Here is a 14,531-nt window from a genome sequence, read left to right on the forward strand (position 1 = left end):
TCTTTGCGGCGTCCCAGGCATGCAATTTCGGCCATTAAGAGCAGAGGCAACGCTGTGTGACCTAAACATCAGCGAATTTAGTCCTGTTGATGAATGATGAAGGCGATTAAGTGAGTCAGTCTGGTTAACTTTCAACCGTTTACGCTTGCCGAGATTGACTGACCTTACTGCTCATGTATTATTGCTGCCCTGTCCGGAGGGGTGGCAGAGTGGCCGAATGCACCGGTCTTGAAAACCGGCGACGGGAGACCGTCCGTGGGTTCAAATCCCACCCCCTCCGCCAAACAAGAAGCCCGCACTCAAATGAGTGCGGGCTTTTTTTATGCTCAGTGGGCGGCCTGTTGTTTCGCTTGTCATGACGCCAGGCGAGCAAATTCGCTCATTCCTCTGTTGAATGGATTGCTCGCCTAGGCCGTCGGTTCCAGCAGGGCGGCGAACGCCTGTAGTCCCTCAAGCCCTTGAATATCATCTTCCAGCAAAGGCAACTGGACTCTTGGCAGCCCTTTGAGAGTGTCACCCAGTTCGATCATATGTCGTTGCTGGCGTGCCAGTCGGGCCGCGAAGAAGGCGCTGTCGGCGGCATCCGCAAGCACACGGTTGACGATGGCCCCGGCTACCGGAATATGGCTGTCGCGCAGGGTTGCTACGGCACGGGCGGTTTCCAGAATAGGCAGGCGCTCCGGTGTCAGCACAAACAGGAAGGCGCTGTACGCGGGGTCACTGAGCTGTCTGCGGGTGCGGTGGAACAGGCGTTGTCTGGCCATTAATGTCTCTGCGACGTCCCGGCTTCGTGGATCCAGGTCGGCGGTGGCGTGCTCGGTGGGATCCTGCAGCGGGCTGTCCAGATCCTTGCCAGGCGTCAGGTGCCCGAGCACCTTGCCCAGGGTCCGAGCTTTCTCATTATGTCGCAGCAGGCCATCGGTCCAGGCGGCCATCACTTCCGGCAGGCTGAGCAGGCGCAGGGTGTGGCCGGTGGGGGCCGTGTCGAAAATCAGCAGATCATAGTCGCGGCTGTCATCGTCAATGATGCGGGAGATACGCTCCAGCAACGCTGCTTCCTGGGCTCCGGGAGACTGGCGGCTCAGGCGCAGCTGTTTTTCCAGTTCGCGCACCTGATCCGGGCCGGCAAAACGGCGCATCTGGGCGCTGACCCGGTCCAGGTAGGCATCCACTTCCTGGTCCGGGTCTATCTCCAGGGCCACCAGGTTGGTGGCCAGGCGGGTAGGGTGGTTGCCGATGGGGCGGTCGAAGGCATCGGCCAGGCTGTGGGCCGGGTCGGTGGACACTAGCAGCACGCGCCGCCCCTGTTCGGCAGCGCGCAGCGCCAGGGCGGAGGCGGTAGTGGTCTTTCCTACGCCGCCCTTGCCGCCGACCATCAGCAGGGATTTTTCCGCCAGCAGTTTGTCCAGATTCAGTGAAGGCATCAGCAGCAGCGGAAATGGTCGAGCGGTGAGCGTTCCATGCCCATGCGGGTATGCCAGTCGTGAAAACGGTCCATCAGCAGTGGCTGTAGCTCCAGGGTGCTCCAGGCAGCGGGGTTGGGCACTCCCATCATTTCGGCAAATACCAGCAACATGAACAGATCTTCCTCATCCCGTTTGGCGCGGGCAATGGCGGCCCGGTAGGGAGCGTTGTAATACTGGGCGCCCAGTTCTCCCAGGCGCCGGAAAAACAGCCGGGTCTTGCCGGGCATCAGATTCTCTCCGGCGGGGCGTTGAAGGCCCGTTTCAGAGCGGCGGCGCACTCCAGGGTGACCAGCAGGGCTGCCACCAGGACCACCAGATCCAGACCCAGCAGGAACCAGTCAGACTTGTCATAAAAGCTCTTCAGCTGGATCAACAGCGCGTACAGGGTCATTACCAGCAGGAAGACTAATGGCGCCAGGGTATAAATGGCGGGTCGGCCGCGTTTGACCAGCATGATGGTAATCACCAGCAGTGTCAGGCCGGCGAGTAACTGGTTGGTGGTGCCGAACAAGGGCCAGATCAGCAGACCGCCGGAGCCATCTGCGCCGCCGGCACCGAAGGCCAGCAGCAGGCAGCTGGCAACCGCCAGCAGGGTGGCGGGCAGCGGGCGGGTCAGCCATTTCTGCTGATAGATTTCTCCCCATTCCTGGAAAATGTAGCGCTGCAGACGCAAGCCGGTGTCCATGGTGGTGCCGGCAAACAGGGCTGCCATGACGGTCAGCAGGGTGGCGGCCACGCCCACATCCATGCCGGTACCGCCGGCCAGGATGTTGGCCCCACCGTTAACAAAGGCGGTGAGGCTGCCATCCCCAAAGGCAGTGTAAACGGCCTGCCAGTCAGCCAGAGTGGCAAAGCCGGCAGTCGCCGCAATGATCGCAGCCAGGGCCAGGGCCCCTTCACCCACGGCACCGAAATAGCCGACAAAACGGGCATCCGGTTCTTTGTCCAGCTGTTTGGAGCTGGTGCCGGACGCCACCAAGCCATGGAAGCCGGAGATGGCGCCGCAGGCGATGGTGACAAACAACAGAGGGAGCAGGGAGGGAGTTCCGGCGGGCACATCATGATTGATCATCGGCGCCACCACTTGCGGGTTGCCGATGAGTACGGCGCCGTAGAGCAGGATCAGGCCGACAAACAATTGCAGACCGTTGATGTAATCCCGCGGCTGCAACAGCACCCACACCGGCAGCAGGGAGGCGATGGCGGCATAGCCGAACAGCAGCAGGATCCAGCTTGCATTGGCGGACAGGCCCATGACCTGTTCCGGCAATTCCACCGGGACCTGCGGGCCCACATAAATAAGGCTGTAGAGGGCTATGACGCCCACCACGGACACCACACCCAGGCCGATTACCCGCCGGTAGATCAACTGGCCGATTACCAGTGCCACCGCAATGGCGCCCCACACCGGCACCACGGCGCCGGGGTTGTTGATCAGCAGCTTGGCGATGACCACGCCGAAGACGGCGTTGACCATCAGCAACACCAGGAAGATGACGATCATGAACACGGTGCGGGCGCGTCGACCGACAACCTCGCCAGTCAGGGCGCCAACGGATTTCGCTCGATTGCGGACGCTGGCCCAGAGGGCGCCGCTATCGTGGACGCCGGCAAAGAAGATGGTGCCGAAAACGACCCACAGGAAGGCGGGCAGCCAGCCCCAGATTACCGCGATGGCAGGCCCGACAATCGGTGCGGCGCCGGCCACAGAGGTAAAGTGATGGCCCCACAGCACAAAGCGGTTGGTAGGAACAAAATCCACGCCGTCCTCGAATTCGTGGGCCGGCGTGCGAAAATTCGGGTCGAGCTTGTAGATGCGCGTGGCGATAAAGCGGGAGTAGAATAAATAGCCGGCGGCCATGCCACCCAGGCCGAGCAGAAGCAGGACGATTGCGCTCATGGAGTGCCCTTTGTCATTGTCGCTTTTGGTGGCCCGTTGGGGCGTATGATGATGCCCATGGTTAGTGCTTTTGCTTCGGGCGTCAACGCGACCATTGGCTAACAGGTTTCGGTTTGTGTCTGTGCGAGGTCGGGCCGCGATTTGGAAAATTGGCGTTTTGCATGGATGCTGAGCTGTGACAAAAATGGAAATATCTGGGGTGGCGTGAGATATGTCATCGTTTGATAACACGGTCCTATGCATGTGGGTGCACAGACGCTACCCTTCGTGCCTTAATGAAAAAGAAGTGGGTAAAGGAATTACCCGGGGGAAGCAGTAATGATCAAAGTATTGGTAGTGGACGACCATGATCTGGTCAGAACCGGCATTGCCAGAATGCTGGATGAAGTGGACGGCTTGCGGGTGGTTGGCGAAGCCAGCTCCGGTGAGCAGGCGGTGCAGGTGGCCAAGGACACAGTGCCGGATGTGGTGCTCATGGACATCAAGATGCCGGGCATCGGTGGTCTGGAGGCCACCCGTAAATTGTTGCGCGTGGACGAGGGTATCCGTGTCATCGCCGTAACCATGTGTGAGGAAGAGCCCTTTCCCTCCCGCCTTATGAAGGCCGGCGCCGCTGGCTATATGACCAAGGGGGCCGACCTGGAAGAAATGGTCCGCGCCATCAAGATTGTCACCACCGGACAGCGTTACATCAGCCCGGAAATTGCCCAGACCATGGCTCTCAAGCCCTACACCGGTGATGAAGCCACTCTTCTGGATATGCTCTCAGAGCGTGAGTTGCAGATCATGATGATGATCGTCAACTGTCACAAGGTGCAGGACGTGGCCGATAAATTGTGCCTGTCCCCGAAAACCGTCAATACCTATCGGTATCGCATTTTCGACAAGCTGGGTGTGACCAGCGATGTGGAAATGGCGTTGCTGGCTGTGCGCCATGGCATGCTGGATGCGGTAGAGAACACGGTTCCCTGAACGCAAAAGGGAGTAACAGGCCGGCCTAAGCTGTTACACTTTTGGTGCAGTAACTGGCCGAGACCTATCCCTTGTCAGAGTTCGATCCCCAACATTTTCTGGATCATTGCGCCCGCAAGCCGGGCGTCTATCGCATGCTCAATGAGGACGGTGATGTCCTCTATGTGGGCAAGGCGCGCAATTTACAGGCGCGACTGAGCAGTTATTTCCAGAAAAACATCACCAGCGCGAAGACCCGGGCTCTGGTGGCCCGCATTGCCAGTGTCCAGACTACGGTCACCGGCAGTGAGGCAGAAGCCTTGCTGCTGGAGCAATCGCTGATCAAGGAACTGCGGCCGCCCTATAATATTCTGCTGCGCGACGACAAATCCTATCCCTACATTCGTATTACCTCCGCGGACCGGTTTCCACGCATCACCTTTCATCGCGGTAGTCGCCGTAGCGGCAGTCACTATTTTGGCCCTTACCCCAGTGGCGGCGCGGTGCGAGAAGCGCTTTCCCTGGTGGAAAAAGTCTTCCAGGTGCGCAATTGCAGCGACAGCTACTTCCGCAATCGGACCCGGCCCTGCCTGCAGCATCAGATCAATCGTTGTACTGCCCCCTGTGTCGGGCTGGTCAGCGAGGAGGCCTATGCCCATCAGGTGAAACTGGCCATGGACTTCCTGGATGGTCGCAGCCGGGAAGTGGTCGAGCAGCTCAGTGCGGAAATGGATGCTGCGTCCCAATCTCTGGATTTCGAGCGGGCCGCCATCGTCCGCGATCAGCTGGCAGCGATTCAATCTGTGCAGCAGAAGCAATACGCGGAAACCGGGCAGGGCAACCTGGATGTGGTTGCCATCGAAAGCCGTCATGGCCTGGCAGTGGTGGAGGTGCTGATGATTCGCGGTGGCCGGATTCTCGGCCACCGCACCTTCCGCCCGGATACCCGTGGCGAAGAGGACCAAAACGAAATTCTGGAAGCGTTTCTGGCCCAGTATTACCTGGGCGACCGGGAAGATCCGGTGCAGCCCCAGGAAATCCTGCTGGGGCTTGAGCCGACCAGTGCCGAGGCGCTGCAGCAGGCATTAAGTGGCCACTGGGGCAAGAAGGTTCGTCTCGCCTGGCGAGTCAGGGGCGAGCGCGCCGCCTGGATCGACATGGCGCAGACCAATGCCCAGCAATCCCTGGCGGCAGAGCTGGCGGCCCGCGAACACATGGAGCAGCGCTTTCTGGCCCTTGAAGCGTTGCTTGGGGCGGAGGAGCCGGTGCGCCGCATTGAGTGTTTTGATATCAGTCACACCCAGGGTGAGAAGGCGGTGGCGTCCTGTGTGGTCTTCGATCAGCAGGGAGCAAGGAAAACCGACTATCGCCACTTCAACGTGGCCCCGGCCCATGCCGGGGATGACTATGAAGCGCTGGAAGAAGCGGTGCGACGTCGTTATCAGCGAGTGATCAAGGAGCAGGGAAGGTTGCCGGATCTGTTGCTGATCGATGGTGGCAAGGGACAGATGCAGCGCGCCTGGGATGTGGCCCAGGAGCTGGGGTTGCAAGAGCGCGTGCGGGTAATGGGTATCGGCAAGGGGCCCAGCCGGCGGCCAGGTTTTGAAGTGCTGTATTTGCCCGATGGGCAAGAGCTGGTGCCGGGCCCATCCCATTCTGCGTTGCACCTGCTGCAACAGGTTCGCGATGAGGCCCACCGGTTTGCACTAACTGGCCATCGGGCCCGGCGCGGCAAGACCCGTAAACAGTCTTCCCTGGACGAGATACCCGGCATCGGCCCGAAGCGGCGCAAGGCGCTGCTTACCCATTTTGGCGGCCTCAAGCAGTTGCGTAATGCCTCCGCCGGAGAGCTGGCGAGGGTGCCGGGGATCAATGCCCAGATGGCGCAAACCCTTTACGATTGGTTTCATGACTAGGCCCTGATCGCAAAATCGGCAATGAGTCACAGTCGGCTTTCCGTTATACTGGCGCTTTCGGCCTGTTAGTGCCCGCGGTGTTCCGGTTCCGCGGGTGTTGAGGCTGGCCATGCGCTGCGTTCGTGCCGCTCTCCATGCTTTTTTCAGGTATGCGACGGCCGAGCAGTGTATCAACAGGCCCTTATTTTGGCGGTAGTGCATATGCAGAAAACGAGCCCGATCCTGAATTTGCCCAATATTCTGACCATGATCCGTGTATTGGCAATTCCCGTTCTGGTTCTGGTGTTCTATTTGCCGTTCAAGTGGAGCGACATGTGCGCGGCGGCCCTGTTTCTGGCAGCGGGTGTGACCGACTGGCTAGACGGTTATCTGGCCAGACGCCTGAATCAGACCAGCCCTCTGGGGGCGTTTCTGGACCCGGTAGCGGACAAGCTGATCGTCGGGGTGGCTCTGGTGATGCTGGTACAGATTCATGCTACAGCCTGGCTGGCGGTGCCAGCCATGGTGATTGTTTCCCGGGAAATTGCCGTGTCAGCCCTGCGTGAGTGGATGGCGGAACTGGGGCAGCGGGGCAGAGTGGCGGTGAGCCAGCTCGGCAAGATCAAGACGGTAACCCAGATGACAGCCATCACCCTGTTGTTGGCTCAGAAGCCCGGCTTCGATGCGTTTGGCGATATCGTCATGACCCCCTGGCTGTGGCTCAGTTATGGCCTGTTGTATCTGGCCACGGCGCTGACACTTTGGTCCATGGGCTCCTATCTGCGCGCGGCAGCCCCTGAGTTACTGAAAAGCGGGGACTGAGTCGACCGCACCAGCCTGGCCTGGTGCCGAGGCGGGTCCGAATCGGGGATTTTTTAGTCAAAGTGCTGAAAAATCAGAAAAAACAACCAGGCCCGGCTTGACAGTGAGAGGGCGATGGGTAGAATTCTTCCCCGCAACGACGCATGATTCGGGGCAGAAAAAAAGCGGGAATAGCTCAGCTGGTAGAGCACAACCTTGCCAAGGTTGGGGTCGCGAGTTCGAATCTCGTTTCCCGCTCCAAGTTTTCGAAAACCTCGGTTCCGCCGAGGTTTTTTCTTGGTAAACCAGTTTAAAGGCGCGGTGGCAGAGTGGTTATGCAGCGGACTGCAACTCCGTGTACGCCGGTTCGATTCCGACCCGCGCCTCCAATTATTGACCTGCACGGTCACCGCCCGGGTGGCGAAATTGGTAGACGCAACGGACTTAAAATCCGTTGACCTTTGGTCGTGCGGGTTCAAGTCCCGCCCCGGGCACCAGCTTTTATCCCTTCCTGTGACACCCCCCATTTCCAGTATCAATTAGCATCGCCGCTAGTCGGAAATAATTCCAGCCAAATCAACCACCTGGTTACGCAACTTCAGGCACTTTATTGCCGTGTTGCCAGGCTTTCTGGTAGCCTCACACTTTAGTCTTAGCCTGCTTCTGCGATCTGATCGCGGATTCGGGCCTAGCCCTTTCGGGGGGCAATGAGAACAAAAAGCCGGAAAGGCGAGAGGGCTATCTGAATGAACTGGTTCCAGAACCTGTCTGTGCGGCTGAAAATTCTGTCTGTGGCCGCACTGGGCATTGTGTTGTTTTTGGTCTATGCGGCCTACAGCTTCTATATTGCCGAAACCAATATTGATCACCTGAAACGGATCGAAAGTCAGGACTTTCCGGTTCTGGAGCTGGTCAACGCCAACAATGTGGGTTTCATTGCTATCAGTGAATCCTTTATTGCGGCCATTACCCAGGCCGATCCGGATCTGTTGCAGGAAGCGCAGAGTCGTGCCGCCGAGTTCGAGCAACGGCTGGCGGATATCCGCCGTACGGACCCCAGCCTGTCGGGCAGCGTTGAAGACTTGCGCAGTAGCTTCAGTGCCTACATCGGTGAGGCCACCACTCTGGCGCGCAGCCTGATTGACAACGATACGGCTTCCGATGATCTATACCAGCGAATCAGTCATGTTCGCAGCCTGCAGGATGCCTACGAGACACACCAGAAAGCGTTTGAGAAACAGCGCTACGAAGCGTTTCGTGAAACGCTCAATGCCAGTCGTTCCGATAACCTCAGCACCCAGAAAATCGGCCTGTTTCTGGGTCTGGTTGCCTTTACCTTGTTGGCCCTGATTGCCCTGCGTGTGACCCGTGCGATCACCTTGCCGCTGGAAGGCGCGGTGAACGCGGCGGACAACATTGCCAATGGCAAGTGGGATACCAAGATTGAAAAGGGTGGCCGTGACGAGACCGGCCACTTGTTGCACGCCATCCGCAAGATGCGTGACTCGCTGATAAAGCGCCACACCGAGGACCGCCGTCAGGAAACCATCAAGAATCATCTGGCGGAGCTCAATAACCGCATGCGCGGCGAGATGAGCTTTGAACAGCTGGGCAATAACATGCTCAGTTTCCTGGTGCCGGTGCTGGAAGCTCAGGTGGGTGCGTTTTACAGCTTTGACCCCTCCACCGAGCAGCTGATCCTGAGTAGCTCCTATGCGATGCAGCGGCGTAAGCATCTGGCTAACGCGTTCAAGCTGGGTGAGTCCCTGGTGGGGCAGTGTGCGCTTGAGCGCAAGAGCATCCTGTTGGAGCAGGTGCCGGAGGATTACATCAGTATCGCTTCCGGGACCGGTGCCGGGCAGGCTCGCAATGTGATGGTGATGCCGGTTGTCCATGATGATGAAATCAAGGGTGTGCTCGAAATCGGCGCTTTCCGTGAATTCAGTGACGAAGACCTGACATTCCTGGAGCAATGCGTGTCTGTGATCGCGGTGTCTGTGCACAGCGTGCAAAGCCGCATGCGTCTCGCGCAAATGCTTGAACAGACCCAGGAGCAGGCTGTCGCTCTTGAGCGACAGAAAGAAGAGATGGCCCAGGTCAATGAAGACCTGGAAGAACAGGCCATGGAGTTGTCCGCCTCGGAATCCCGCCTGCAGCAGCAGCAGGAAGAGCTGAAGGCGATCAACGAAGAACTGGAATCCCAGACGCAGGCTTTGCGCGCCTCCGAAGAGAGTCTGCAGGCTCAACAGGAAGAATTGCGCGTTACCAATGAAGAACTGGAAGCTCAGGCGCGTTTGCTTACCGAGCAGAAGAGTGAGATGGCGCAGAAGAACGATGAGCTTGAGCTGCTGCGCCACGAGCTGGAAGACAAGATCCGCGAACTGGAAATGTCTTCCAAATACAAATCCGAGTTCCTCTCCACCATGAGCCACGAACTGCGGACACCGCTCAACTCGATCCTGATTCTCTCCAATGCGCTGGGTCAGAACAAAAAAGGCAATCTGGATGACAAGCAGGTAGAGCACGCCCAGGTAATCCACTCTGCCGGCTCGGACCTGCTCAGCCTCATCAACGATATTCTCGATATTTCCAAGATCGAAGAAGGCAAGATGGATGTCATCATTGATGACTTGTCCCCACAGGAAATTGGTGAGCATTTCCGCCGAAACTTTGCCCATGTGGCGGAAAGTCGCAATCTGGATTTCCATGTCAATCTGGGCGACAACCTGCCGGATTACTTCTATACCGACCGTCAGCGCCTGGAGCAGATCATCAAGAACCTGCTTTCCAATGCCTTGAAGTTCACCGAGCAAGGCTCGGTGACGCTGACCATCGCCCGCCCCGAAGAAGACGAGTCGCTGCCGTCCCGACAGTTACTGCGTGACCAGACCATCAAGTTTGCGGTGACCGACACGGGCACCGGTATCGCGGCTGAAAAACAAAAGCTGATCTTCGAGGCGTTCCAGCAGGCGGATGGGACTACCAGCCGCAAATATGGCGGCACCGGTCTGGGGCTGACCATTTCCCGGGAACTGGCACGCTTGCTGGGTGGCGAGATCAGTCTCTACAGCGACGGAGAAGGCACGGGCTCTACCTTCATGCTGTATCTGCCGGAAGGCTCCGAGGAGTCCATGGAAGCATCAGCCGGCGGTGTGCCGCAGGAAGCAGACATCGGCACGAATGCGGAAGCCCATACCGCACCACTGACTCATGCCGAACCCGCCCGCGATGATTTCGTCGTACGTGAAAAGACCGTACTGATCGTCGAGGATGACAGCGAATTCGCCAATGTCCTGCTGGAATTGGCAGCCGATTATGGGCTGGAAGGGCATATCTGTTCTGATGGGGAGGCAGCACTGGAATACGCCAGCCACTATCGCCCCAGCGCCATCATTCTGGATATCGGCTTGCCGGGCATTGATGGCTGGGAAGTCATGGAGAAACTCAAGGCCGACCCGCGCACCAAGGATATTCCCGTACATTTCCTGTCGGGACGGGATGAGCGCAAGAAAGCCCTTGAGCTGGGCGCCATCGATTTCCTCACCAAGCCAGCCAAACAGGATGACATTCTCTCTGCCTTTGCCAAGATTGAAGGAGCCATCGAAACCAATGTGCGCCGTCTGCTGGTAGTGGAAGACAGTGAGATCCAGCACGAGAGTATTCGCGAGCTGTTTGATCAGAAAGGTGTGGAAATCACCGCTGCAACCAGTGGTGAAGAGGCCCTGAAAGCCCTGCGCGAGACCGTGTTCGACTGCATGATTCTGGATTTGACCCTGCCGGACATGAGCGGTTTCGAACTGCTGGAAACCCTGCATGCCAGTGAAAGTTATGACAGCGTTCCGGTGGTCATTTACACCGGCAAGGACATGACTCGCGAAGAAGAAGCGAAGCTGCGCAAATACGCTGACAGGATCATTCTCAAGACAGAGCGTTCCCACGAGCGGCTGCTGAATGAAGCGTCTCTGTTCCTGCACTGGCTGGAGTCTACGCTGCCTGCCAACCGCCGCCCCAGCACGGATGCCATCGAGCATCGCGACGATATTTTCGAAGGTAAGCAGTTGCTGCTGGTGGATGATGACATGCGCAATATTTATGCGCTGTCGGCCCAGCTGGAAGAGCTGGGCTTCGCTATCACCATTGCCAACAATGGTCGCGAAGCACTGGATGTTCTGGAGGAGCATCCGGATATGGATATCGTGCTGATGGATATCATGATGCCCGAGATGGATGGCTACGAGGCCATGACGCTTATCCGCGAGCAGGCTCGTTTCCAGAAGTTGCCGATGCTGGCACTCACCGCCAAGGCTATGAAGGACGACCGGGCCAAATGTATTCAGGCGGGCGCCAACGATTACTGCTCCAAGCCGATTGATATGGCAAAACTCACCTCGCTGTTGCGGGTTTGGCTCCACAAGTAGGCCCTGGAGGATCAATGAATGGCTGAGCCGTACCCCATCGATGATGATGAGATCAATGTGGAGGATATCGAGATCCGGCTATTGCTGGAGGCTATCTACCAGATGTATGGGTACGATTTCCGCTCTTACAGCAAGGCGTCCATTCGTCGCCGGGTCATGCATCGTATGACCATGTCCGGTTTCGCCTCGATCATGGAAATGACCGACAAGGTACTGCGCGACCGGCCGTTCTTCGTGACCCTGCTCAACGATCTCACCGTCAATGTGACCGAGATGTACCGGGACCCGGAGTTCTACCGGGCCTTCCGTGAAGACGTGGTGCCGGTATTGAAAACCTTTCCCTTCATCAAGATATGGCATGCCGGGTGCTCCACCGGCGAGGAAATTTATTCCATGGCCATCCTGCTGGAAGAAGAAGGGCTCTACGACCGCGCCATGATCTATGCCACTGATATCGACAAGAATGTGCTGGCATCCGCGAAAAAAGGGATTTATTCCATTGAGGCGGTGAAACAGTATGGTGACAATTATCGTCGGGCAGGGGGGCGACACTCACTGTCTGATTATTTCACTGCGCGCTATGACAGCGTGATTATGGAGCAGCGCCTCAAGCGCAATATTGTTTTTGCCGACCATGACCTGGCAACGGACCAGGTTTTTGGTGAAATGCACGTTATCCTGTGCCGCAATGTGCTGATCTACTTTGATCGTGCCCTGCAGGCCCGTGTGATTCGCTTGTTTAGCGACAGCCTCGACATGGGCGGCTATCTCTGCCTGGGCACCAAGGAAAGCCTGCGTTTCAGCGGCCAGGAAGAGACCTTTGATGTGATCAACACACCGCTACGGATTTTCCGCAAGCGGCAATTACTTCACAACGCATGACTAGAGACAACCAATGATAGAGCAGAAGCTGCTACTCGTGGATGACCAACCCGCCAACCTGGTGTCGCTGGAGGCAGTCCTGGAAGGCGAGGGGCGTACCCTTATCAAGGCACATTCCGGTCAGGAAGCCTTGAAGGTTCTGCTTAAGGAAGATATTTCTCTGGTGCTGCTGGATGTGCAGATGCCAGGTATGGATGGCTTTGAAGTTGCTGAATTGATGCGTCAGCGCAAGGATACGCAGACCATCCCCATTATTTTTGTGACTGCCATCAGCAAGGAAAAGAAATACGTATTCAAGGGCTACCAGGCCGGAGCCGTGGATTACCTGTTCAAACCCCTGGATCCATTGATCTTAAAGAGCAAAGTGGATTTCTTTCTCAGCCTGGACAAGCAGCGGCGCGAACTTCAGGAGAAGCTGCGTGAAGCTCAGGCCCATCGTGCTGCCTACGAAGCCGGAAAAACCCAGCGAGGGGAGGGTAGCGGTAACTCATCGTGATGAACAGAATCGGGCCGGTAAAGGCGATTGTCATGGGGGCCTCCTGGGGAGGCCTTAATGCGTATACTCGCATCCTGTCGGCGTTGCCGGCCGACTTTCCGGCTGCCATTCTGCTGGTTCAGCATCAGCATGCCAGCGCGGAAAATCGTTTGCCATGGTTGCTGGCCCGTTATTGTCAACTGCCGGTGATCGCGCCGGAAGACAAGGAAGAGATACAGCCGGGCTGTGTCTATGTGGCACCGCCCGGCTATCACATGCTGGTGGAAGAGGATGAGACGTTGGCTTTTTCTGCAGGAAGGGCTGTACTCTTTTCTCGCCCATCGGTAGACGAGCTGTTTCTTTCCGCGGGGGCGGTTTACGGGAAACAGCTTGCCGGGGTTATTCTCACCGGCGCCAACGAAGATGGTGCAAAAGGAATTGACTATATTCACCGTCGTGGCGGGTTCACCATTGCCCAGTCACCGGTAAGTGCAGAAGCACCGGCCATGCCCGAAGCGGCAATAAAAACAGGTGCGGTTTCCAGAGTGCTCGACCTTGAAGCAATCGGGCCCTTTCTGGCAGAACAGGTTGCAGGGTAGTAGACCTATGAAGCAAAACATTTTGGTTGTGGATGACCACAGGGAAAATCTTATCGCCCTTGAAGCAATTCTCGACGGGGAAGGGCGTAACCTCGTTATGGCACAATCGGGTAACGAGGCACTCTCACTGGCGCTGAAATATGATTTCGCGCTGGTGTTGCTGGATGTGCAGATGCCGGAAATGGACGGCTTTGAAGTCGCCGAGCTGATGCGCAAGAACAACAAAACCCGCCATATCCCCATCATTTTCGTCACCGCCATATCCAAAGAGCAGAAATACGTGTTCAAGGGCTATGAATGCGGCGCGGTGGACTATCTGTTCAAGCCCATTGACCAGAAAATACTGGAAGCCAAGGTCAATGTGTTTCTTGAACTGGATCGCCAGCGAAAGAAACTCCAGCAGGCTGTGGTACAGATGAAACGCCTGAAGGACGAAAACGAACGCCTGCTACACGCCCTTGGCGAGGCCCTGATAGGGGCTGATGCCCGCGGCAAGGTGTCTTTCTGTAATGAGGCGGCCTGTGCCCTGCTGCGCCGCCCCCGCGATGAGCTGGTAGGTAAGGATATTGCGGCGCTGATTTTCAATGATGACACTGGCAAGCGTCGCTGGGAGTGGAAGGAATCACCGTTACGTCAGGCCTGTCAGCAGGGGGAAGGCTGGAAAAACGAACACAGCCTGTACACACAAGATGAAGACGGACTGGTAGCCTTGTCGGTACGCGGTAACGCTATCAACGATGATGCCGGCAATTTTACCGGTGTCGTCATTGTGTTGCGTAAGGCTGACGACGAAAATGATGTGAGAGACAGTCGCAAGGATCATCGCCGCCACCCGCGCAAGAAGCTGTTTCGGGAAATGGTGGTGTTCGATCGCAGCACCGGTGGTAACGTGGGCCGCCTGATGAATATCAGCCTGGACGGCTTCAAGCTGTTTACCCGCCGTGAGCTTCCCCATGGTGAGGTGTTACATATGGGCATGGTGTTGCCGGATCAAATTGCCGGGGTAAACACCATCAGCTTCGATGCGCGGGTGGTATGGTCGGAAATTCTGGATGCCCCCGGGGAATACCAGGTGGGTTTCCAGTTCATGGAACTGACAAAGATCACGGCTAATGTGATCGAGAATCTGATGGATAAATACTGA

The 14,531-nt window shown here is 57.3% G+C and carries 11 protein-coding genes and 4 tRNA genes; 12 read left to right on the forward strand and 3 right to left on the reverse strand.

Going from position 1 to position 14,531, the window contains the following annotated elements; translation table 11 throughout:
• Window positions 1–195 precede the first annotated feature (195 nt).
• Window positions 196–283 (forward strand) — tRNA-Ser (locus tag ACMG4N_RS10900).
• A 124-nt stretch (window positions 284–407) separates the two neighbouring features.
• Here the strand turns inward: ACMG4N_RS10900 and ACMG4N_RS10905 are convergent.
• The 3 genes from ACMG4N_RS10905 to ACMG4N_RS10915 are packed head-to-tail and all read right to left on the reverse strand — an operon-like array spanning window position 408 to window position 3,366.
• On the reverse strand, window positions 408–1,424 hold the full coding sequence (locus tag ACMG4N_RS10905; RefSeq protein WP_414431640.1) for an ArsA family ATPase: 1,017 nt from the start codon (window positions 1,422–1,424) through the stop codon (window positions 408–410).
• Window positions 1,424–1,693 carry a cory-CC-star protein gene (locus ACMG4N_RS10910; RefSeq protein WP_052042422.1) on the reverse strand — a complete coding sequence of 90 codons (270 nt, stop codon included), beginning with the start codon at window positions 1,691–1,693 and terminating at the stop codon, window positions 1,424–1,426. Before ACMG4N_RS10910 ends, ACMG4N_RS10905 begins: the two co-directional genes overlap by 1 nt.
• On the reverse strand, window positions 1,693–3,366 hold the full coding sequence (locus ACMG4N_RS10915) for a carbon starvation protein A (protein WP_035244480.1): 1,674 nt from the start codon (window positions 3,364–3,366) through the stop codon (window positions 1,693–1,695). Before ACMG4N_RS10915 ends, ACMG4N_RS10910 begins: the two co-directional genes overlap by 1 nt.
• Before the next feature lie 318 nt (window positions 3,367–3,684).
• On the opposite strand from ACMG4N_RS10915, the gene uvrY reads away from it, so the two are divergent.
• The 11 genes from uvrY to ACMG4N_RS10970 all read left to right on the forward strand — a co-directional run bounded on the left by uvrY (window position 3,685) and on the right by ACMG4N_RS10970 (window position 14,531).
• Window positions 3,685–4,338, forward strand: a complete 654-nt coding sequence (gene uvrY, locus ACMG4N_RS10920; protein WP_297763618.1) for a UvrY/SirA/GacA family response regulator transcription factor — start codon at window positions 3,685–3,687, stop codon at window positions 4,336–4,338.
• Window positions 4,339–4,409: 71 nt separating this feature from the next.
• A complete protein-coding gene (gene uvrC / locus ACMG4N_RS10925; protein ID WP_297763621.1) occupies window positions 4,410–6,233 on the forward strand; it encodes an excinuclease ABC subunit UvrC in 1,824 nt (607 codons plus the stop codon).
• Window positions 6,234–6,434: 201 nt separating this feature from the next.
• Window positions 6,435–7,034 (forward strand): CDP-diacylglycerol--glycerol-3-phosphate 3-phosphatidyltransferase, encoded by a 600-nt coding sequence (gene pgsA, locus ACMG4N_RS10930; RefSeq protein ID WP_084573356.1) that lies wholly within the window; start codon window positions 6,435–6,437, stop codon window positions 7,032–7,034.
• A gap of 164 nt (window positions 7,035–7,198) precedes the next feature.
• Window positions 7,199–7,274 (forward strand) — tRNA-Gly (locus ACMG4N_RS10935).
• A 54-nt stretch (window positions 7,275–7,328) separates the two neighbouring features.
• Window positions 7,329–7,402: transfer RNA gene (locus ACMG4N_RS10940), tRNA-Cys, on the forward strand.
• 22 nt (window positions 7,403–7,424) lie between these two features.
• Window positions 7,425–7,510 (forward strand) — tRNA-Leu (locus tag ACMG4N_RS10945).
• A 249-nt stretch (window positions 7,511–7,759) separates the two neighbouring features.
• Window positions 7,760–11,431, forward strand: coding sequence for a response regulator (locus tag ACMG4N_RS10950; protein ID WP_414431641.1), 3,672 nt, complete (start codon window positions 7,760–7,762; stop codon window positions 11,429–11,431).
• Between the two features lie 18 nt (window positions 11,432–11,449).
• Complete coding sequence (locus ACMG4N_RS10955; RefSeq protein WP_297763629.1) at window positions 11,450–12,313, forward strand: CheR family methyltransferase; 864 nt, start codon at window positions 11,450–11,452, stop codon at window positions 12,311–12,313.
• Between the two features lie 13 nt (window positions 12,314–12,326).
• A complete protein-coding gene (locus ACMG4N_RS10960; protein ID WP_297763632.1) occupies window positions 12,327–12,809 on the forward strand; it encodes a two-component system response regulator in 483 nt (160 codons plus the stop codon).
• Window positions 12,810–12,841: 32 nt separating this feature from the next.
• Window positions 12,842–13,387 (forward strand): chemotaxis protein CheB, encoded by a 546-nt coding sequence (locus ACMG4N_RS10965; RefSeq protein WP_297763634.1) that lies wholly within the window; start codon window positions 12,842–12,844, stop codon window positions 13,385–13,387.
• 7 nt (window positions 13,388–13,394) lie between these two features.
• A complete protein-coding gene (locus ACMG4N_RS10970; RefSeq protein WP_297763637.1) occupies window positions 13,395–14,531 on the forward strand; it encodes a response regulator in 1,137 nt (378 codons plus the stop codon).

Origin of the sequence: Alcanivorax sp. IL2 (assembly GCF_047495475.1) — a bacterium.
In the GTDB taxonomy this organism is placed as follows: domain Bacteria; phylum Pseudomonadota; class Gammaproteobacteria; order Pseudomonadales; family Alcanivoracaceae; genus Alcanivorax.

Bases quoted from the DNA above. Each gene is read 5' to 3' on its own strand.
- ACMG4N_RS10965 (WP_297763634.1), top strand. From the start codon at position 12,842: ATGGGGGCCTCCTGGGGAGGCCTTAATGCGTATACTCGCATCCTGTCG.
- ACMG4N_RS10910 (WP_052042422.1), bottom strand. From the start codon at position 1,693: ATGCCCGGCAAGACCCGGCTGTTTTTCCGGCGCCTGGGAGAACTGGGC.
- ACMG4N_RS10950 (WP_414431641.1), top strand. From the start codon at position 7,760: ATGAACTGGTTCCAGAACCTGTCTGTGCGGCTGAAAATTCTGTCTGTG.
- ACMG4N_RS10960 (WP_297763632.1), top strand. From the start codon at position 12,327: ATGATAGAGCAGAAGCTGCTACTCGTGGATGACCAACCCGCCAACCTG.
- pgsA (WP_084573356.1), top strand. From the start codon at position 6,435: ATGCAGAAAACGAGCCCGATCCTGAATTTGCCCAATATTCTGACCATG.
- uvrY (WP_297763618.1), top strand. From the start codon at position 3,685: ATGATCAAAGTATTGGTAGTGGACGACCATGATCTGGTCAGAACCGGC.
- ACMG4N_RS10905 (WP_414431640.1), bottom strand. From the start codon at position 1,424: ATGCCTTCACTGAATCTGGACAAACTGCTGGCGGAAAAATCCCTGCTG.
- ACMG4N_RS10955 (WP_297763629.1), top strand. From the start codon at position 11,450: ATGGCTGAGCCGTACCCCATCGATGATGATGAGATCAATGTGGAGGAT.
- ACMG4N_RS10915 (WP_035244480.1), bottom strand. From the start codon at position 3,366: ATGAGCGCAATCGTCCTGCTTCTGCTCGGCCTGGGTGGCATGGCCGCC.
- ACMG4N_RS10970 (WP_297763637.1), top strand. From the start codon at position 13,395: ATGAAGCAAAACATTTTGGTTGTGGATGACCACAGGGAAAATCTTATC.